The 18615-nt window shown below is 69.1% G+C and carries 19 protein-coding genes and 1 pseudogene; 13 read left to right on the forward strand and 7 right to left on the reverse strand.

Annotated features, from left to right (window positions below; genetic code table 11):
* The first annotated feature begins 71 nt into the window (after window positions 1-71).
* The 4 genes from BLU81_RS03400 to BLU81_RS03415 are packed head-to-tail and all read left to right on the forward strand — an operon-like array spanning window position 72 to window position 3473.
* Window positions 72-971: an ABC transporter ATP-binding protein gene (locus BLU81_RS03400; RefSeq protein WP_231954097.1), complete on the forward strand. Its 900-nt coding sequence runs from the start codon at window positions 72-74 to the stop codon at window positions 969-971.
* Window positions 968-1702 carry an ABC transporter permease subunit gene (locus BLU81_RS03405; protein WP_092541503.1) on the forward strand — a complete coding sequence of 245 codons (735 nt, stop codon included), beginning with the start codon at window positions 968-970 and terminating at the stop codon, window positions 1700-1702. Before BLU81_RS03400 ends, BLU81_RS03405 begins: the two co-directional genes overlap by 4 nt.
* Window positions 1703-1705: 3 nt before the next feature.
* Window positions 1706-2830 carry a sensor histidine kinase gene (locus BLU81_RS03410; RefSeq protein ID WP_092541505.1) on the forward strand — a complete coding sequence of 375 codons (1125 nt, stop codon included), beginning with the start codon at window positions 1706-1708 and terminating at the stop codon, window positions 2828-2830.
* Complete coding sequence (locus BLU81_RS03415) at window positions 2823-3473, forward strand: response regulator (RefSeq protein ID WP_092541507.1); 651 nt, start codon at window positions 2823-2825, stop codon at window positions 3471-3473. Before BLU81_RS03410 ends, BLU81_RS03415 begins: the two co-directional genes overlap by 8 nt.
* Here BLU81_RS03415 and BLU81_RS03420 read toward each other — a convergent pair whose 3' ends face one another.
* Window positions 3474-4445: an aldo/keto reductase gene (locus BLU81_RS03420; protein ID WP_092556543.1), complete on the reverse strand. Its 972-nt coding sequence runs from the start codon at window positions 4443-4445 to the stop codon at window positions 3474-3476.
* 64 nt (window positions 4446-4509) lie between these two features.
* Between BLU81_RS03420 and BLU81_RS03425 the strand changes: the two genes are divergently transcribed.
* A complete protein-coding gene (locus tag BLU81_RS03425) occupies window positions 4510-5502 on the forward strand; it encodes an ArsR/SmtB family transcription factor (protein ID WP_157751164.1) in 993 nt (330 codons plus the stop codon).
* Here BLU81_RS03425 and BLU81_RS03430 read toward each other — a convergent pair.
* Both BLU81_RS03430 and BLU81_RS03435 read right to left on the reverse strand, forming a co-directional pair.
* Window positions 5462-6313 (reverse strand): sugar nucleotide-binding protein, encoded by an 852-nt coding sequence (locus BLU81_RS03430; RefSeq protein WP_092556547.1) that lies wholly within the window; start codon window positions 6311-6313, stop codon window positions 5462-5464. The two genes, BLU81_RS03425 and BLU81_RS03430, sit on opposite strands and share 41 nt — an antisense overlap.
* A gap of 5 nt (window positions 6314-6318) precedes the next feature.
* Window positions 6319-6957: a formylglycine-generating enzyme family protein gene (locus BLU81_RS03435; RefSeq protein WP_092541509.1), complete on the reverse strand. Its 639-nt coding sequence runs from the start codon at window positions 6955-6957 to the stop codon at window positions 6319-6321.
* Between the two features lie 129 nt (window positions 6958-7086).
* Here BLU81_RS03435 and BLU81_RS03440 point away from each other — a divergent pair, with 129 nt between their 5' ends.
* The 4 genes from BLU81_RS03440 to BLU81_RS03455 all read left to right on the forward strand — a co-directional run bounded on the left by BLU81_RS03440 (window position 7087) and on the right by BLU81_RS03455 (window position 12920).
* Window positions 7087-7662 carry a hypothetical protein gene (locus BLU81_RS03440; RefSeq protein WP_092541511.1) on the forward strand — a complete coding sequence of 192 codons (576 nt, stop codon included), beginning with the start codon at window positions 7087-7089 and terminating at the stop codon, window positions 7660-7662.
* A 119-nt stretch (window positions 7663-7781) separates the two neighbouring features.
* Window positions 7782-9398 (forward strand): lysyl oxidase family protein, encoded by a 1617-nt coding sequence (locus BLU81_RS03445; RefSeq protein ID WP_092541513.1) that lies wholly within the window; start codon window positions 7782-7784, stop codon window positions 9396-9398.
* A gap of 100 nt (window positions 9399-9498) precedes the next feature.
* Window positions 9499-11196 (forward strand): ABC transporter ATP-binding protein, encoded by a 1698-nt coding sequence (locus BLU81_RS03450; protein WP_197686110.1) that lies wholly within the window; start codon window positions 9499-9501, stop codon window positions 11194-11196.
* Window positions 11193-12920, forward strand: a complete 1728-nt coding sequence (locus BLU81_RS03455; RefSeq protein ID WP_092541515.1) for an ABC transporter ATP-binding protein — start codon at window positions 11193-11195, stop codon at window positions 12918-12920. Before BLU81_RS03450 ends, BLU81_RS03455 begins: the two co-directional genes overlap by 4 nt.
* Here BLU81_RS03455 and BLU81_RS03460 read toward each other — a convergent pair.
* Window positions 12917-13504: a hypothetical protein gene (locus BLU81_RS03460; protein WP_157751166.1), complete on the reverse strand. Its 588-nt coding sequence runs from the start codon at window positions 13502-13504 to the stop codon at window positions 12917-12919. The two genes, BLU81_RS03455 and BLU81_RS03460, sit on opposite strands and share 4 nt — an antisense overlap.
* Window positions 13505-13537: 33 nt before the next feature.
* On the opposite strand from BLU81_RS03460, the gene BLU81_RS03465 reads away from it, so the two are divergent.
* The 3 genes from BLU81_RS03465 to BLU81_RS03475 all read left to right on the forward strand — a co-directional run bounded on the left by BLU81_RS03465 (window position 13538) and on the right by BLU81_RS03475 (window position 15803).
* On the forward strand, window positions 13538-13945 hold the full coding sequence (locus tag BLU81_RS03465; protein WP_092556551.1) for a DUF4440 domain-containing protein: 408 nt from the start codon (window positions 13538-13540) through the stop codon (window positions 13943-13945).
* 324 nt (window positions 13946-14269) lie between these two features.
* Entirely contained in the window at window positions 14270-14899 is a 630-nt protein-coding gene (locus tag BLU81_RS03470) for a hypothetical protein (RefSeq protein WP_092541519.1), read from the forward strand.
* 1 nt (window position 14900) lies between these two features.
* Window positions 14901-15803: a hypothetical protein gene (locus tag BLU81_RS03475; RefSeq protein ID WP_092541521.1), complete on the forward strand. Its 903-nt coding sequence runs from the start codon at window positions 14901-14903 to the stop codon at window positions 15801-15803.
* On the opposite strand, the gene BLU81_RS03480 is transcribed toward BLU81_RS03475, so the two are convergent.
* Together BLU81_RS03480 and BLU81_RS03485 are read right to left on the reverse strand one after the other, a co-directional pair.
* Window positions 15800-16294, reverse strand: a complete 495-nt coding sequence (locus BLU81_RS03480) for a DUF6650 family protein (RefSeq protein ID WP_092541523.1) — start codon at window positions 16292-16294, stop codon at window positions 15800-15802. The two genes, BLU81_RS03475 and BLU81_RS03480, sit on opposite strands and share 4 nt — an antisense overlap.
* A 19-nt stretch (window positions 16295-16313) precedes the next feature.
* Entirely contained in the window at window positions 16314-16904 is a 591-nt protein-coding gene (locus tag BLU81_RS03485; RefSeq protein ID WP_157751168.1) for a hypothetical protein, read from the reverse strand.
* Window positions 16905-17001: 97 nt separating this feature from the next.
* On the opposite strand from BLU81_RS03485, the gene BLU81_RS03490 reads away from it, so the two are divergent.
* The gene (locus tag BLU81_RS03490) at window positions 17002-17175 is read left to right on the forward strand and encodes a hypothetical protein (protein WP_157751170.1); all 174 of its coding nucleotides are present in this window, start codon (window positions 17002-17004) and stop codon (window positions 17173-17175) included.
* 321 nt (window positions 17176-17496) lie between these two features.
* Here the strand turns inward: BLU81_RS03490 and BLU81_RS03495 are convergent.
* Window positions 17497-18307 (reverse strand): annotated as a pseudogene (locus tag BLU81_RS03495) (IS5 family transposase).
* Between the last annotated feature and the right edge of the window lie 308 nt (window positions 18308-18615).

Here is an 18615-nt window from a genome sequence, read left to right on the forward strand (position 1 = left end):
ACCCAGGTACCAGGAGCGGCCCGTACCGCGGTCCGATGTGGGTGCCGCCGCCCGTCCGTAGCGTCGTTCCCGTGATTGAAGTTCATCAACTGACCAAGTCGTACGGGCCGGTCAAGGCCGTCGAAGACGTGTCGTTCCGGCTGGAGGCCGGGGTCGTCAACGGCTTCGTCGGCCCCAACGGCGCCGGCAAGTCCACCACCATGCGGATGATGGTCGGGCTGGACCGGCCCACCTCCGGGCACTGCCTGATCGGCGGCCGCCCCTACACCGCCCTCGACGCCCCGCTGCGGCAGGTCGGCGCCCTGCTCGACCCGGAGGCGATCCATCCCGGTCGCAGCGGCCGTAACCACTTGCGGGTCCTGGCCCGCACCCACGGCATCAGCGCCCGCCGCGCCGACGAGGTCCTGGAGATGGTCGGCCTCACCAGTGCCGCCGACCGCCGGATCCGCGGCTACTCGCTCGGCATGCGGCAGCGTCTCGGCCTGGCCGCCGCCTTGCTCGGCGACCCGGCGGCGCTGCTGCTCGACGAACCCGCCAACGGCCTCGACCCGGACGGCATCATCTGGATCCGGACGCTGCTGCGTTCGCTCGCCCGCGAGGGCCGGGCGGTCCTGGTGTCCAGCCACCTGATGGGCGAACTGGCCCAGACCGCCGACCGCCTGATCGTTCTCGGCCATGGCCGGGTGCTCGCCGACGCCACCGTCGCCGAGTTGGTGTCCCGCAACGCGACACGTGTCGTGCAGGTGCGCACCGACCGCCCCGACGAGCTGGAGAAGCTCGTCCGGGGCCGGGACTCCGCGGTGGCCCGCCGCCCCGACGGCGGCCTGGAGATCACCGGGATGGCCGCCGACGACGTGGCCGTGCTGGCCCACCGCGACGGGATCCTGCTGTACGAGATCACCACTGTCCCGGCCTCGCTGGAGGACGCCTATCTGAGCTTGACCAGCGGTTTCACTGGAGGAACCCGATGAACCTGTTCGCTGCCGAGTGGCTGAAGATCCGTACCCTCCGCTCGTTCTGGATCTGCTCGGTCCTCGGGATGGTCCTCGGTGTCGCCGGGGCCGTGTTGCAGGGGCTGGCCTTCTCCGACCCCGACCTCGCCAAGGGCGTGACCGCCCGTGATGCCCTGACCGACGTGCTCGGGTCCGGCTCGGCGGTGCTGCAGATCGCGATCGTGGTGCTGTCGGTGCTGGTGCTCAGTTCCGAGTACAGCGGCGGCGCCATCCGGGTGACCTTCGTGGCCACTCCCTGGCGGCTGCGCGTGATGGCCGCGAAAGCCCTGGTCGTCACGGCCATCGCGACCGTTTTGGCCAGCCTTTCCCTGACCCTGGGGTACGCCGCCGCCGTCCCGTTCCTGCACCAGGGCGACGTGGCCGGAACATCGTTGGGCATAATGCTGAGCCTGCTCGGTGTGGAGATCGGATACTGCGTGCTGGTGGCCCTGTTCGCGTTCGCGGTGACGCTCGCCGTCCGTAACACGGCCGCCGCCGTCACCATCACCCTCGGCGTGGTCCTGCTGTCGACAGTGGTGCTGACCCTGCTCGACCTGATGCTGCGCACCGACCTGACCAGCGTGTCGTTCTCGGTCGTCGCCTCCGGAGTGCTGACTGACCCGCTGTCCCGAGCCCTGCCGGCCGTCGTCGCGTGGCTGGCGGTCCCCGCGGTGCTCGGCGGCCTGGCCCTGACCCGCCGGGACGCCTGAGCCGTGCCGATCGGACGCCTGCGGGTACCGCGCGACCAGTGGGGTACCAGCATCATCGTGGTGTTGTGCCTGATCGTGGGGCTCTACTCCAACCTGGTGCGGTGGGGTCCGAGTAATGCCGAGTGGCTTCAACTGGGCCTGAACACGGCCGTGGCCCTGTCGCTGATCTGGCGCCGCACCCACCCGTGGTGGGTGCTGGCGGTGGTGGTCGCCGGGGACACCCTGTCCGAGGACACTCAGATGCTGGCCATGGCGGTGGTGACGTACTCGCTCGCGGTCTACCGCCCGCTGGCCACCGCGATCATCGGCGTCGTCGCCGCGTTGACCGTGATCGGGTTCGAGGCGCACCACCGGGACAGCGAGTACGGCGTGGAGAGTTTCGCCAGCTTCTACCTGATCCTCACGGTGGTTCCGCTGCTGGTCGGGGCGAACGTGGCCGCCCGCCGCCGCTACGTGGGGGAACTGGTCGACCGGGCCGCCCGCCTGGCCCGGGAGAAGGAGCAGGAGGGTGAGCTGGCGGCGGCCCGGGAACGCGCCCGGATCGCCCACGACATGCACGACATCGTCGCCCACAACCTGACCATCATGGTCCGCCTCGCCGACGGGGCTCTGGCGGTCGCCGACTCCGATCCGCAACGGTCACGGAGAGCCGTGGAGCGGTCGGCGAACCTGGGTCGCGAGGCGATGAAGGACATGCGCCGCCTGTTGGGGGTGCTCCGCGACGGCAGCACTGACACACCCGGTGACCTGGAGAGCCTGGTGGAGACGTTCCGGATCGCCGGTCTGCCGGTGATCCTGCGCCGTCGCGGCACCGACTCGATCTCGCCCGGCCTGCGACTGGTGGTGTTCCGCAGCGTGCAGGAGTCACTGACGAACGCGCTGCGGTACGCCGAGAACCCCACCGAGGTCCTGGTCGATGTGGACTACACCGCCGACCCGATCCGCGTCGAGGTCACCGACGACGGCCGGGGCACCGTCCCGGCGCCGTCGATCGGCAGTGAACAGGGCCTGAAAGCTCTCCGCGAGCGGGCCGCCCTCTACCATGGCTCGGTCGAGTCCGGCCCCCGGCATCCCGGCTGGTCCGTCCGTGTCAGCCTGCCCAACCCCGCCGAAGGAACCGATGAGTGAGATAACGCTGCTGCTCGTGGACGATCAGGAACTCATCCGCGAGGGCATGGCGATGGTTCTCGGTGCCGCCCCCGGCCTGCGGGTCGTCGGCGAGGCCGGGGACGGCCGGGCCGGGGCGCTGCGGGCCCGGGACCTGCGCCCGGACGTGGTGCTGATGGACGTCCAGATGCCGATCATGGACGGTATCGAGGCGACCCGGGACATCGTGGCCAACTGCCCCGGCACCCGGGTCCTGATCCTGACCACGTTCGACATGGACGAGTACGCCTTCAGCGGTCTCCGGGCCGGTGCCAGCGGTTTCCTGTTGAAGGACGCGCCGTCCGCCGACCTGGTGCGCGCGGTCCGCACGATCGCCGGCGGGCAAGCCGTGGTGTCCCCCCGAATCACCAGGACTCTCCTCGACCACTACCAGGGTGGCCGCGCGCCCGACCCGTCCGCCGGCTCCGTCCTCACCACCCTCACCGACCGGGAGCGCGAGGTCCTGCTCGCGATCGGTCAGGGCCTGTCCAATCCGGAGATCGCCGGCACCCTGTTCCTGTCCGAGTCCACGGTGAAGACGCATGTCGGCCGGGTCCTGGCCAAACTCGGCGCCCGGGACCGCGTGCAGGCGGTGATCTGGGCGCACACCCACGGCCTGATCTGATCACCAGGCCCAGGCCTCCGGGCCGGGACCGCCGTTGCCGATCGGCGGGAAGATCTCCTCCAGGGTCGCCAGGGTGGCGTCGCCGAGCGGCTCGGCCAGCGCGGCGATCGGCAGGTCGAGCTGTTCCGGGGTGCGCGGGCCGAGGATCGGGGCGGTCACTCCGGGCCGGGACAGCAGCCAGCCGATGGCGACCTCGGTGGGTTCCCGGCCCAGTTCGGCGCAGAACTGTTCGAACCGCTCGATCGCGGCACGGTGCGGTTCGACCCGTTCGGGGGCGTGCAGCACGGCCCGGCCGGGTACGCCGTCGCGCTGTTTGCGGAGCGCACCGGAGAGTGCGCCGAAGTGCAGCGGGGAGTACGGCAGGATGCCGATGCCCAGTTCAGCGGCGGCCGGCAGCACCTCCAGTTCGACATGCCGGGTGACCAGGTTGTACCGGCACTGTTCCGAGACGATGCCCAGGAAATGCCGGCTGTCCGCGGCGGCCTGGGCGCGGGCCAGGTGCCAGCCGGCGAAGTTCGACGATCCGACATACCTGACCTTGCCTTGCAGCACGAGGGTCTCCATCGCCTGCCAGATCTCCGCCCAGGGCGTGGTGCGTTCGATGTGGTGCATCTGGAACAGGTCGATCCAGTCGGTGCGCAGCCGGGTGAGCGAGGCCTCGCAGGAGGCGATGATGTGCCGGGCGGACAGGCCGCGGTCGTTGGGCCGGTCGGACATCGGCGCGTAGACCTTGGTGGCCAGCACGATGTCGTCACGGCGGCCGGTCTTCTCCAGCCAGCTTCCGATGAACCGTTCGCTGAGCCCGTCGCCCCCGTACATGTTCGCGGTGTCGACGAAGTTGAGGCCGAGGTCGGCGGCGCGGTCGAGAATCGCGTGACTCGCCTGCTCGTCGGTCTGCCAGCCGAAGTTCATGGTGCCGACGCACAGCCGGCTGACGGTCAGGCCGGTCCGGCCCAGGCGGGTGTATTCCATGTCACGGCACAGTAGACACGGGTGCCGTCGACGGCGATCGGTTCGACCGTGCTCGAATGGTCCGGTGATCGCATGGGAGTTCGGCAGCGCCGACCTGGCCGGTCTGCGGTTCGCGCACTCACCCTTGGCCGAAGTGGTGGCCAGCGCGTTCGTCCTGCGCAACGGCGGGCACGGCGGTCTGCAGGCGTCGTGGCGGTCCCGGGTGCTTGCGTCACTGCCGCGCTGGCCCACTTTCCGGGCGGTTCTGTTCGGCCCGCACGGGCACTCGCCGGACTTCCTGACGCCGCCACCGCGTACCGCCCGGCCGACCCTCGCCGAGGAACTCGCCGCGATGGCCGCCAGCCCGCTCGACGAGGTCGCCGCCCAGGTGTCCGCGGCCTGGGCCGGGCACGACCAGCCACCGGAGATCCGTGATCCGCGGACCCTGCTGGCACTGTTGGTGCCCGAGATCCGGGCGTACTTCGAGGTCGCGATCGTCCCGCTCTGGCCGCGCCTACGGGCGGCGGCCGACGCGGAGATCGCCGGGGCGGCCCGGACCATGGCCGATCACAGTGCCCGGGCGATGATGGCCCGGCTGCACCCGAAACTGGACTGGACCGGTTCCGCGCTGCTTCTTCGCTACCCGGGCAAGCAGGGGCAGTGGACTCTCGACGGCCATCACCTGACCCTGCTGCCGACCGGTTTCGCCGGCGCCGAGGTGTTCGCGATGCCGGACTCGCCGGCCGGCCGCACCCTCTGGTACGCGCCGGGCGGGCACGGCAACATCTGGCTGCCGACCGCACCGAACGCCCCGCTGGCCGCGCTTCTCGGGCCCAGCCGGGCCGCGGTGCTGGCCCTGGTCAGCGCGCCGTACAGCACCGGCGAGGTGGCGCACCAGCTGGGCCTGGCCGCCGGAACCGCCTCCTACCACCTGACGACGTTACGGGACACCGGCCTGGTGACCGCGGTTCGCGCCGGACGCCGGCTGCTTTACCAGCGCACGGCCCTGGGAGACCAGCTCGTGCAGGATTCGAGACTCACCACGCCGGCGCGGCGGTCGCCAGCGGGGAGTGCGTGAGGAACTCCCGGGCGCCCCGCAGCCTGGTCCGCAGCCGGGACTGGGTCACCGTGCAGTCCAGCAGCACTTCGAGGGGTCCTGGTGGGCCGGTCTGCGCCCGGAGCCCGCTCGGCAGCACCACACCGTCGAGGCCGTCCCGGTGGGCGATCAGCAGACCCAGCTCGTGCCGGCTGACCGCGTCGGCGCCCGCGACGTGGTGCACGCCCGCGTGACCGGACCGGGCGAGTTCCAGCAGCGCGGCCGCGAGATCGCTGACGTGGACCGGGCACCGCACGTCGTCGGTGAACAGCACACCCGCCGTGGCCCCGGACGCGAGCGCGTGCACGAACTTCTCGTGCAGGGAATCCCCGCCTCCGATGATCAGTGAGGTGCGGGCGACGACAGCACCCGGATCGATCCCCCGGACCGCGGTCTCGGCCGCTGCCTTGGCCGCCCCGTACGGTGTGGTGGGATCGGGCGGGCGGCTCTCGTCGTAGCGCCCGGCCAGCCCGGAGAAGACCGCGTCGCTGGACACGTGCACCAGGCGGGCACCGACCGAGGCCGCCGCGGCGGCGACGTGGGCCGCACCGTCCGCGGTGGTCACCCAGTCGGTCTGCTGGAAAGCGGCGTTGACGACCACCGCGGGCCGGCACCGCCGGACCAGGGCCAGCACGTCGTTACGGTTGCGGACATCCAGCGGCTCCCAGGCGATCCCGGGAACACCGCCACCACGATGGTGGAACGTCGCACCGACCCGGGCACCCGCGCGCCGTGCCTGCCGGGTCACCTCGCGGCCCAGGAGCCCACTGCCGCCGATCACCAGGATATCCATCACGGTCAGCTTAGACAGGGCCCTCCACCGGACCGTGCGAGGCGGAAGCCCACGTCGTCGACCTGGTACGACGGGTGGCTGCGGCGCCGCACCGACGCGCGGCAGCTCCACTGCTCGTCGAACCAGCCCCCGCCGCGCAGTACCCGGTAGGTACCGTAGACCTCCGGGTCGTAGACGTCCCAGCACCAGTCCCACGCGTTGCCCAGCATGTCGTACAGGCCCCAGGCGTTCGGCTGCCTGCCGCCCACCTCGTGGATCCGGTCCTGCGAGTTGCCGCGGTACCAGGCGATCTCGTCCAGTTCGCCGTACCGCGGTCCGGTGGTGCCCGCCCGGCACGCGAACTCCCACTCCGCCTCGGTCGGCAGCCGGAACCCGTCCGCGCTGCGATCCCAGTCGACACCGTCGCCGTCGTCATGGATCCGGTAGGCCGGTTCCAGCCCGTCCCGCTCCGACCTGGTGTTGCAGAACCGGATCGCGTCCCACCAGGAGACCTCGGTGACCGGCAACCGGTCCCCGCCCACCGGGGCGAACTCGGCCCGGGTGACGGGGAACGCGCTGATCCGGAACGGCTCGACCTCGACCGGCCAGGTCCGCTGCGTTCGCCGGTCCGACAGTGTCACCAGTCCCGCGCCGACCTCGATCACCCGCCAACCGTATCCGTCTCTGCCTTTCGACCGATACCGCGGTCACGCCCGGCGTAGTACCCAGGTACCACCGACGCCTAGAACCGTGGTCCGATGTGGGTCCCGGCCGGAATCCGTAGCGTTTCCCCCGTGATCGAGGAACGCACGGAGGACACGGCCATGGTGACGTTCGAGCAGTGGGAGTTGTCGGCCCGGTTCGCCTTGGCCGACCGGGGGATCGGCTACTACGGGTCGGAGCCGATCATCGCGGACGTGCGGGCGCACTGCCTGGCCACCGGGCAGTCGCCGGGGGAGGCGTTCGGCGATCCGCGGCAGTTCGCGGCGGCCACGGTTCGCGGCCGGATGCAGCGGCCCAGCGCCTACCTGAGCGGTCAGCTGTTCCTGCTGTCGCTGGGCGGGATCGCGGTGGCGGTGCTGTTCGCGATGGTCGACTGGAGTCTCGACATCCCGGTCAGCGTCGCCGGCCTGACCGGTGCGGCGTTGCTGATCGTCGCGTCGTTCGCCGCGTGGGGTGTGCCGCAGGCGCTGCGGGCCGCCGGCCGGCCGGGCCTGGCCGGTGCCAGCCACCTGCTCGCCGCCGGGCTGGGCGCCGCCGCGGTCGTGACCTTCCTGACCCTGTCGCACGAGCGCCTGATCGGTCTCCCGGTTCCGGTTGTCATCGCCGTGGCCGCCGGGGCTCTCGTCCTGTCGACCCGGCGGAGATGACTACCTACCGGGTTAGTGCCAGGACTCAAGACTTCACAGGCATCTCACAGCCGTTGGCGTGAGATGGCCTCTGACGGGCCGGTTCCGAGACCGGACAGCGAAAATCCTGGGGGGATTTCATGATTGACGTGCAGGGTGGGCAGCGGCGGCGAAGGCGCTGGCCGGTGATCGGTGTCGCGGTGGGGGCACTGGTGCTCACCGGAGCCGGGGTGGGGGCCGCGGAGGCTGCGGCCACTCCGCCGTCGCTGACGTTCGTGGCGGCCGCGAAGACGGTCACCGCGGAACGGTACGACGACGGTGAGGGCGTCTACCTGTCGCTGGACCTCGGGCTGCACGTGATCGCCGGCAAGGATCCGTTCGAGGTGCGGGCCACCCGGACCGCGTACAACAAGGCGATCGTGGCGACCCGGACCGTCAAGAAGAACGGGAAGTCCGTCAAGGTCAAACTGCCCGCGGGCACGGTCAAGGACTTCAACGGCCTGAAGAACTTCACCACCATCACGATCGCCGACAAGTCCGGCAAGACGGTCGCCAAGTACTCGACCACGTTCTGTGGCAACTCCTGGAGTTCCGCGCGGACCCGCCGGGACGCGCCGGCCACCACCCCGTACCCGACCCGCTGCGGTGGTGAGAACCCGTTCACGCTCGGTTCGGTCTGGGGTGTGCAGGCCGGCTGGAACTCGCCGATCGCCGACCAGCCGACGTCCGGGACCGGGCTGTCGAAGCTGACGGCCGGCAAGTACACGGCCACCGCCACGATCGCCGCGAAATACCGCAAGATGTTCGCGATTCCGGCGGCCAAGGCCACTGCCAAGGTCAACGTCACGGTCGTCGACCTCAAAATCGACGACGAGAAGCTTGCCGCGGTACGAGCGGAGGACGCCAAAGAGGATCCGGGGCTGACGGTCCAGTCCGCCGGGGCGCACCACGCCCACGCGGCCGAGGGCGACGCGTCACGTCAGGTGTCGTCGTACCTGCCTGAGTTCCGGGCCGCCGCCGCCCGCCCCACCACGCTGGCCGCCGCTCCGAAGACCGGTCCGAAGCCGGACCTGCGGTCGCTGCCGGCCTGGGGCATCTCGGTGTCCGCTGGCGTCAACGAGAAGACCGGCAAGCCGGACGGCAAGTGGTATGTGAACTTCGGCGCCACGGTCTGGAACGCGGGCACGTCCCCGCTGGTGGTGGACGGTTTCCGGCGCACCGGCACCGGCCTGATGGACGCCTATCAGTACTACTTCGACGCCAAGGGCAAGCAGGTCGGCTCCCGTCCGGCGGGCACCCTGCAGTGGGACCCGAGGGAGGGGCACAAGCACTGGCACTTCACCGACTTCGCGCAGTACAACCTGCTGAAGGCGGACAAGAAGTTCGCGGTCCGCAGTGGCAAGGAAGCGTTCTGCCTGGCCAACACGGATGCCGTCGACTACACGATCCCGAGCGCGAAGTGGCGCCCGGACAACACGTCCCTGGAGACGTCGTGCGGCGCGAACACCGTGGTCGCAGTCCGCGAGGTCCTCGACGTGGGCAACGGTGACACGTACAGCCAGGACCGCCCGGGTCAGTCCTTCGACATCACCAACCTGCCGAACGGCACCTACTACATCCAGGTGCTGGCCAACCCGTCGAAGAAGCTGTCCGAGCTGAACCTGAAGAACAACACCGCCCTCCGCAAGATCGTCATCGGCGGCACCGCCAAGAAGCGCACGGTGAGTGTCCCGAAGGTCTACGGCATCATCGGCTGATCTGAGCCGGCAATCAGGGGCGGCCGCTGGGGCGGCTCGCCCCTGATTGCCATCGAAGGTTAGGCTTCCCTTATTTGATCTTCGGTTGGGGAGAACTCAGGTGGGCAGCAGTGCCAAGCCCGGCAACGCGATTCTGCGGCGGGCGGTAGCCCGCAACGGCCTCCACCTCTGGACCGGTACCGGGCTCGCCGGGATCTATCAGATCTGTGCCGCGCTCGTGCCGGTGCTCATCGGGGTGATCGTGGACCGGGCCGTCAGTACCGGTGACCCGTGGGCGCTGAGCGTCTGGATCGGTGTGCTGGTGCTGAACTTCCTGGTGCTCGTGATCGCCTACCGGTACGGGGCCCGGCACCTGCAACGCGCCATCGCCGACGAGGGGCACCGGCTCCGGGTCGAGGTGGCCGCGAAGATCCTGCACCCGCGTGGGGTCAAGACCGACCGGCACGCCGGTGAACTGCTGTCGGTGTCGACCACCGACGCCGACTACACCTCCTTCTTCCTCGACCACATCCCGCGCATCACCAGCGCCCTGCTCGCCGTCGGCGTCAGCGCCGTCACCCTGCTGGTGATCTCGGCACCGCTCGGCCTGATCGTGCTGGCCGCCACCCCGGTCGTGCTGGCCGTGCTCAACAAGACCGGCCCGGTGATCGCCCGCCGCGTCGCCGACCAGCAGGAACAGGCCGGCCGGGCCACCTCGCTCGCCACCGACCTGGTCACCGGGCTGCGGCCGCTGCGCGGGTTCGGGGGACAGCAGGCCGCCGCCGAACGGTACCGGCAGGTCAGCCGCCGATCCCTGGACGCCACCCTGCGCGCGGCCCGTACCCAGAGCGCCTACCAGGGCGCCTCCACCACGCTGAGCATGCTGCTGGCCTGCGGGGTCGCCATCGCGGCCGGCTGGTTCGCGATGACCGGGCGGATCACCGTCGGCCAGTTCATCACGGTCATCGGGTCGGCCCAGTTCCTGATCGAACCGTTCGGCACGCTCGCCGTCGTGCCCAGTTGGGTGGCCGCGGCCCGCGCGTCGGCCGGCCGGGTCGCATCGGTGATCAATGCCGGACTGGTCCTGCCGGACGGTGCCGCCGACCTCTCCGCCGACCGCTGCGAACTGCGCCTCGACGGTGTCAGCTACGGCACCCTCAGCAAACTCGACCTGCACGTGCGGCCGGGGGAGTTCGTCGGTGTCGTCGCCGGACGGCCCACCGACGCCGAGGCGCTGATGCGGGTGCTCACGGTGCCGGACGCCTACGACGGTGCCATCCTGCTCGGCGGCCAACGGCTGGAGCAGGTGGAACGTACCCGAGCCCGCCGTTTGTTGCATGTGGAACCGCATCGCACCGATCTGTTCACCGGCACCCTCGCCTCCAACATCGACGTGCACGACGACGGCGCGGCCCGGCTCCCCGAGGCGTTGCGCGCCGCCGCCGCCGACGAGGTCGCCGACCTGCACCCGGAAGGTGCGGACGCGCCGGTCGCCGAACGAGGCGCGAACCTGTCCGGCGGCCAGCGCCAGCGGGTCGCCCTGGCCCGGGCCCTGCTCGCTCGGCCACCGCTGCTGGTCCTGCACGATCCGACGACCGCCGTCGACGCGGTCACCGAACACGCCATCGCCGACGGCATCCGCGCGCTGCGCCACGGGCCGGGCACCGGTTTCGGGACCCTGGTGCTGACCAGCAGCCCCGCGCTGCTGGCCGCCGCCGACCGGATCGTCGTCATCGGCGACGGCACGGTCACCGCCGAAGGCACCCACGCCGGCCTGATCGCGGGCGACGGCGACTACCGGCGGACGGTGCTGCGATGACGCTTCCGATCGCCGCACCGGCCGAGAGCCGGGCCTGGCTGAGCGCCGAACTCAAGTCCCGCGAACGGGCTGCCGGGATCACCCTGGCCGCCGGACTGGTGGCGGCCGGCGCGACCGTGGTCCCCGCGTACGCCCTCGGTCTGCTCGTCGACCGGATCCACGCCGGCGGTGACCCCACCGCCATCGTGGGAGTCGCCGTCACCATCGTGGTCGCCTCGATCGTGGCCGGCGCGGCGACCGCCTGCGGCAACTACCTGATCAGCCGCCTCGGCTCGAACATCCTCGCCGGTCTGCGGGAACGCACCGTCGCCACCGCGCTGCGGCTGCCCGCGCAGATCCTCGACCGGGCCGGCCGCGGCGACCTGCTGGCCCGTGTCGGCGCCGACATCGCAGCGATCGACCGGGCCGTCGCCGACGTGCTGCCCGGCATGATCTCGGCCCTGCTGCTCGCCGTCATCAGCATCGCCGCGATGCTCGGCATCGACTGGCGTCTCGGCCTGGCCGGTGCCGTCGCGGTGCCGCTCTACCTGCTCGGGCTGCGCTGGTACCTGCCGCGCGCCGCCCCGTCCTACGCCGCCGAACGGGTCGCGATCGCCGACCGGTCCCAGCTCTTCGTCGAGAGCATGCAGGGCGCCGGTACGGTCCACACCTACCGCCTGGAGGACCGGCACCTGCACGGTATCGCCGCCGCGTCCGCGCACGCCCGCGACATCTCGATCACGGTGTTCGCCCTCTACACCCGCTTCGTCGGGCGGATCAACCGGGCCGAGCTGACCGGCCTGTCCGCGGTTCTTCTCACCGGCTTCTTTCTGGTACGCCACACCTCGGTCACCGTGGGTGAGGTGTCCGCTGCCGCCCTGCTGTTCCACCGGCTGTTCGGGCCCCTGGCGATGCTGATGGTCACGTTCGACAAGGCCCAAGACGCGGGCGCCAGCCTGGCCCGGCTCGTCGGCGTCATCGGCATGGACGTCGAACACCGCTCGTCCACCACGGCACCGGCCGGCCGGGACCTGCGGCTCGACGGTGTCAGCTTCAGCTACGACGGCACCACCCCGGTCCTGGACGGTGTCGACCTGCGTGTCGAAGCCGGTGAGGTGGTGGCCCTGGTCGGATCCACCGGCGCCGGCAAGACCACCGCAGCCTCGCTGGCCGCCGGGATCCTGCGGCCCAGCGCGGGCAGTGCCACGATCGGCGGGGTGCCGGTCGCCGACCTGCCCGCCGACGTCATCGCGATCGTCAGCCAGGAGACACACGTGTTCGCCGGGACGCTCGCCGAAGACCTGCGGCTGGCCCGCCCCGGCGCCTCCGACGACGCGGTGATCGCGGCACTGACGAGCGTCGGCGCATACGGCTGGGTGCGGGAACTGCCCGAGGGTCTGGACACCGTCGTCGGTGACGGCGGGCATCAGCTGACCGCGGCCCGCGCGCAGCAGCTGGCGCTGGCCCGGGTGGTGCTGCTGGATCCCCCGGTGGTGGTGCTCGACGAGGCCACCGCGGAGGCCGGCAGTGCGGGCGCGCGGGACCTGGAGGAGGCTGCCACGGCCGCTCTGCGGGGGCGTACCGCGGTGGTGGTGGCCCATCGCCTCACCCAGGCGGCGGCCGCCGACCGGATCATCGTGATGGAACACGGCCGCATCGTCGAGAACGGCCCGCACACCGAACTGGTCGCCGGCGCCGGCCGCTACGCCCAGCTGTGGGCGGCCTGGTCAGCCCGCCGGACCTAACCGTGCCAGACCAGCCGGGCTTCGATCATGTCGACGGTGACCTGCCACGCCCCGGCGAGCCCGGCCCGGTCGAGCTGCTGCCACTGTTTGAGGTGGTTGCGGCGCGGCCGGCCACCGGCGGCTTTGCGCAGCGTGTCGTCGAGCTGGTCGAGCGCGGAACCGGCACCCAGGTACGGGAAGACCTCCTCCATGTCCAAAGCCAGCATCAGCTCGTTCGCGAGGACACCGGCCTTGACGATCAGGTCGGGCAGCCAGTGCTCCGGATCCATCTCCAGGTTGACCGGCGGGATACCCAGGTCGTACCGGTTCGTCTCCAGCAACGGCAGCCATGCCTGCGACATCCACGCCGACAGCCGCTGCCAGTCCGGGACCGCCCGCAGGTCGTGCGCCGGGGCGGAGAGCGCGAACGCGGTCGCCTGCTCCGGCCGGGGCATCAACGGCAGCCGCCCACCGGCACTGGCGAACACCGGATTGGTCCACCCATCGGCCTCCGGCACATGAACCCGCAGCGTGTAGCCGGTGCGATCACCAACGGTCACCTCGACCAGTTGAACCGGGAACGCGCTGGGCAACGTTTCTGTCACGCCCGGCAATATATCCAACGCTATCGTGCCGAGGTGACCGCCGCTGATCGCACCGCCATCGCCGACCTGGTGACGACCTTCTTCGCCACTTTCGTGTCCGGCCCGGACTCCGCCGCCCGTTTCGACCAGATCCATCGCGCGTTACTGCCGCAGGCCCTGATCATCCGGGCCGGCACCGAACCCGCGACATACGACGTCGAGTCCTTCCTCGCCCCGCGTCGAACCCTGCTGTCCAGCGGCGAGTTGACCGACTTCCGCGAATGGGAGGTCTCCGGCCGAACCGACGTCTTCGGCGACATCGCCCAGCATTCCTGCCGCTACGCCAAGGCCGGCACCCTCAACGGCGCCCCGTTCACCGGCGAGGGCACCAAGATCTTCCAATTCCTGCGTACGCCCGCCGGCTGGCGAATCAGCGCCGTCTCCTGGAGCGACGACACGTAGTTCCTCGTCCTACGCACTCGTAATGCGTAGGTTGTCGACTCCTGTCATCGTTAGCCAGTGGTTGAGCGTGACGGACCGGCGGGCATCGCTGCTTCAGCAGGCTGGCAGCTTTCGCAGAGGGCATAAAGTTCCGACGTGACCCGGCCGGGGGCAGGCGTCCGGCCGTACAGACCGGCAAGCCCGAACGAAGGGACCGACCGGCGGCTGGGCTACCACAAGCCTAGGTCGACGTGAAGTCTCAGCGGCTGCCCAGCCCCATGCGTCACGAACGCCTGGGCACGCCACTGGATGACTTTCACCGCGGCCATACATAGTATTCGTATCATGCTTGTGCAGTGGGGGATCAAGGGCCTGTGGCTTCCGGATGACGCTTCGGCGAAGCGGATCATCGACTCGCACGTTGGGATTATATCTAACTGGTGGTACGACGCGGGAACGATCTCTCAGGCAGACAAACCAAAGAAGTTGACCCCAGCTAATCTCGACATGCACGTCAACCACTTCAATTCCCCGGATCCCGCGGCCGCGGGGCGGCGGTTCTCGGAAGTTTCGCCGTTTATCTCGATCGCCTGCGGAACGGTCTCGAGGGACGTTGCGGCGAGGACGAACGAGTCGCATTCGGCGCTGGAGACCGCATTGCTCTACGGCACCCGCTTCGGGGCGGAGAATATCGGTTATCTCTACCGATGCTGGGTGATCGTCGGGCCCCGTGCCGCGGTCGAGGTGGAGGGCGTCGCCGAGGAAGTACGCGATCTAAACACCTATCGGCGCTATTTTGCATTTCAGAACGAGGGAGAGGTGACCGCTAAGGTGGTGATTCCGGTCAACCACATCCAGCAATGCGAGAAATGGATTTGGTATCGGGCGGCTAAGGAATTTCGCCTCGACTGGGTTCATTCGAACCCTGCCTTCACCAAGCCCGACACGCTGAGCAACGTTCGCGAGCTGATCTGAGATGTCCGAGGCGCACCTCAACGCACTCCAGCTTTCCGCCGAGCGCATCATCACGATGACGGACTTCTACGAGTCCTACGCCAATCTTGTACGTCGGCGAGAGGAGGCCAATTCCGATTCGCAGGCCGCCGCGCTCGAAACGGCATCGGCGCTGCGATCCGCCGGCCAGTGGGCGATGGTCCTGGACCTCGGGCGCGCCGTGGAGCTGCTGGTCGAGTCGGCCCAGATCTGGGATCAGCTGGGTCATGGTTTCGGCACCTATGTGCTTGCCGCTCTACGGCCGGGCGAACTGCGGCAGCAAATACGATCGCTACGACGAGACCAGTTGATCCAAGCGCTCATCGGACGTCGAGACGATACTCACTTCGACCGCGAGCGGCGGCCGCCGTCGAGGAACGAAGGAGCTGAGGCTGAGTGGGCCGACGCGGAAATCGCGTCCCCGCTGCTGCATCCCCAGCAGCAGGCGTATCTGCTACTGGCGCTGGCCGGCGACGCGGAGTCTGTGCAAATCCAGGGGTTCGCCGAGAGATCGGCGCACCGCCTCGGGGTGGTCCCGATCGGAGCCCTCGGGATGCCGTTGCGGATCTATTGGGATATCGCGATGCATCTGATGTCCGGTGAAGACACGGGGCTCGAGGTCATCGCGGGGCATCTGGAGTCGATGGCGGCTTCGTACGCGACCGCGATCAACTCGGCCATGGCGAACGAGCACCTGTGGTTTAACGCCGCCTCGCCGGTCGACGTGGGCGACATCGACATCGTCGCTATCGGCGCCCTGGCCGCTCGGCGCTTCGGCACGGACTCGCTGCGTGCCGCTATACTGAGGCGGGCTGAGCGGCACGACCCAGTGACTAGGGTGCCCCTCGAACTGGCCGTGGAGATGGCTGAGTACGTGACCGGCTAGGCGTACGAGGCGGGGATTAGGTCGGCTACCTGGTCTTCCACGTTGATGCCGTAGCGGACCGCGAGCAGACCGATGTTGTGCCCGGCCGTGTCGCGCAGACTCTTGAGTTTGAAGTATGCCTTGGGTTTCAGCACCCTTACCTCGTTCGGGCCGGACGGAATGATCAGCGCTTTGGCCTCGGCGTCGCCTATCTCGGCCGCACTGAGAAAGTCCCGGCAGGCGGCCCGGATGGGCTTCAAAAGTTCGGAGATGGTTTCCGGCAGCTCGCCGGTCGCTAGCGTGTCGCTGAGGCGTTGGCGGATCTGCGCGATCGACCCGATTAGCCGGTCGGTGACCTCCCGGTCTGGGTTCTCGTAGAGCGCCCTGCGGTCCTCCAAGAAGGCGATCAGCCCGCGGACCGTGTTCCTGTCCTGGTCAGAAGGCGTCATTGTGCGGTCGAATATCGGTGTGTCAAAACCGTCGAGCCGGGCCACGATCTCCTGGTACCGCATGGGTCTCCTCCAGGCCGAATCAATTGAACAGGGAGATGAGAGTAAGCGCGATGCCCAGTACGCCGAGCGTCACCGCGGTCAACGCGAGCCAGGGTCGGCAGTCCGGGCCGGACGAGCTACCGGAAAGCACACGCACCGGCGTGTCCCGGCCGGTGCGGCGCCACCGGAGTCCCGCTGCGTCTGTGAAGGCGACAGTGAGGGACAAGTCCCGGATGGTGGTCGCGGCGGCGACCGGGATGGGCTGATCAGCGATGAGTTCCCGGACCTGCGTGCCGATCAGCCCGTCGCTCTCCTGGGCGTCCCGCACGGTAGCCCCGGACGACGTTGTGACCTCGATTGTGACCTGGAAGATCGGCATCTCGCCGTGGTTGACCACCTCGCACTGCATGCTGGTAAGCATCTGGGTCGGTGCGCGGATTTCCACCACTCGGCCGAAGACGAGGCGCGCATGGGCGGCGTCGGCGTCGGCCTTTTCCTCTCGGCGAGTTCGAACCTCGTGTAGGTAGAGCAGGGCAGTGAACCACAGCGCCAGGACAGACACCAGTAGAGTGGCGACGTTTCCGACGCCCTGCATCCAATCGGTGACCTTTGGCGCTTCCTCAGCCAACACCCCAACAGACTACTGTGCACCTCGGTGCTGGCCTCTGACTCGCTGGAATTATGCGACTCGTGCGGCGAGCAGTTGGACACAGGAGATGGTCGGGCAGATGTATCTCGACGACCTGCCATGGGCCGACCGCAGCCCCAGCGAGCTGCGCGGCGAATCTATGAGCCTCGGCGCGTCGATCAGGCGGCTGTCCGGGTTGCCGTTCGACGTGGTCAACGGCCATCTCAGCCAGGCCATGAAGATCGCTCGGCGAGCCGACGCCGGCGTCGAGTAGTTGAGGCCGGAATCCTGGCCGCCCGGTTATGACTGACCATGCTCACCACATTGCGCCATGACGCATGATCGGGAGTCCATCTTGGAGACTGGTGGTGATCCGGCAACGGTCAACGGTACCCCCCCCGTTTACCCCCCGAAAACTTCTGCCAAAGGCCCACCGTGAGTGACAAGTGTTGATAGGCCCATGATCGCGTCTGTGCAGGTCAACAATAAATTTAGGCAACCGATGACAAGGTCTGGGCCGTGACTTTCGGTAAGCGTAGGTTGTCGACTCTTGTCATCGTTCGACATCACTCTCTCGAACAGGTATTTAAAGCTCCTAACCCGATCTCGGCTGGGTCCAGTCGATCAATCTGCGCCAGCAGATCAGGACGCAGGTGAGGCTGACGAAGCTGTCGTGGATGTCGAGGCGTCGTTCCCACCGCACGGCGAGCCGGCGGAACTGGTGCAGCAGGGCGAAGGTCTGCTCGACGACGTAACGCAACTTGCCAGGCCTTTGATGCCGGGGGTCTTGGGCTTGGGGGCGATCGGTTCGGCGCGTTAGCGGCTGGCCTGCCGGAAGGCTGCGCTGCTGTATCCCTTGTCGGCCAGCGGGACGTCGAAGCGGCGCCGTGGGCGGCCCGGCCGGCCGGCGATCGCGGGTAGCCGTCGAGCAGGTCAAGAGCGCGGCTGATGTCGGGCACGTTCGCGCCGCTGGTCAGCACATAGATCGGCGTGCCGTTACCGTCGCAGAGCAGGTGGTGCTTCGAGCCGGGCTTGCCGCGGTTGACCGGCGACGGACCGGTCCCGGCGCCCTCTTTTAGCGTCGATGTGACCACCGTCCATCGCCGCCCGTGACCAATCGATCCGGTTCGCCGCGTTCAACCCGGCCAGCAGGATCTGATGGACCTGGTCGAATACTCTCGCCTCGGTCCAGCGTTCCAGCCGCCGCCAGCAGGTCATGCCCGAACCGAACCCAAGTGCCTGCGGCAGATCCTGCCAGCCGATACCGGTGTACAGCACTAACAGGATGCCCTGCAGACACAGCCGGTCCGGCAGCGGCTTCTGCCCGGTGCCTTCTCTGGCCACGGCGGCAGGACCGGCTCGATCAACTTCCACAACTCGTCATTGATAGTCCACGGCTTGCTCACGACCGACGGAACGAGACTGATCTTCACCTCGCAGCGCTGATCAGCATCGATTCAGAAGATCGTGTAAGGAGCTTTAAGTCGATCCAGCCGATGACCGCCCGGCTCTGCGGGGGCGGCGGGGCCGTGTACGAGCAGGCGCTGAATCATTTTCGTGACCAACGGCCCGTGGCCGGTCGCGCCGGTCCGGGCCCGGACCGCAGAACTCATCGACGAGGCGGTGGAGCCGGTGGCGTGAGCGATCGACGACATCGGGCCGCAGTTCATCGGTCGTCGTGATGGCGTGCCTGTCCTGTCCTTCCCCTCGACGG

Source organism: Actinoplanes derwentensis, assembly GCF_900104725.1.
GTDB lineage: Bacteria > Actinomycetota > Actinomycetes > Mycobacteriales > Micromonosporaceae > Actinoplanes > Actinoplanes derwentensis.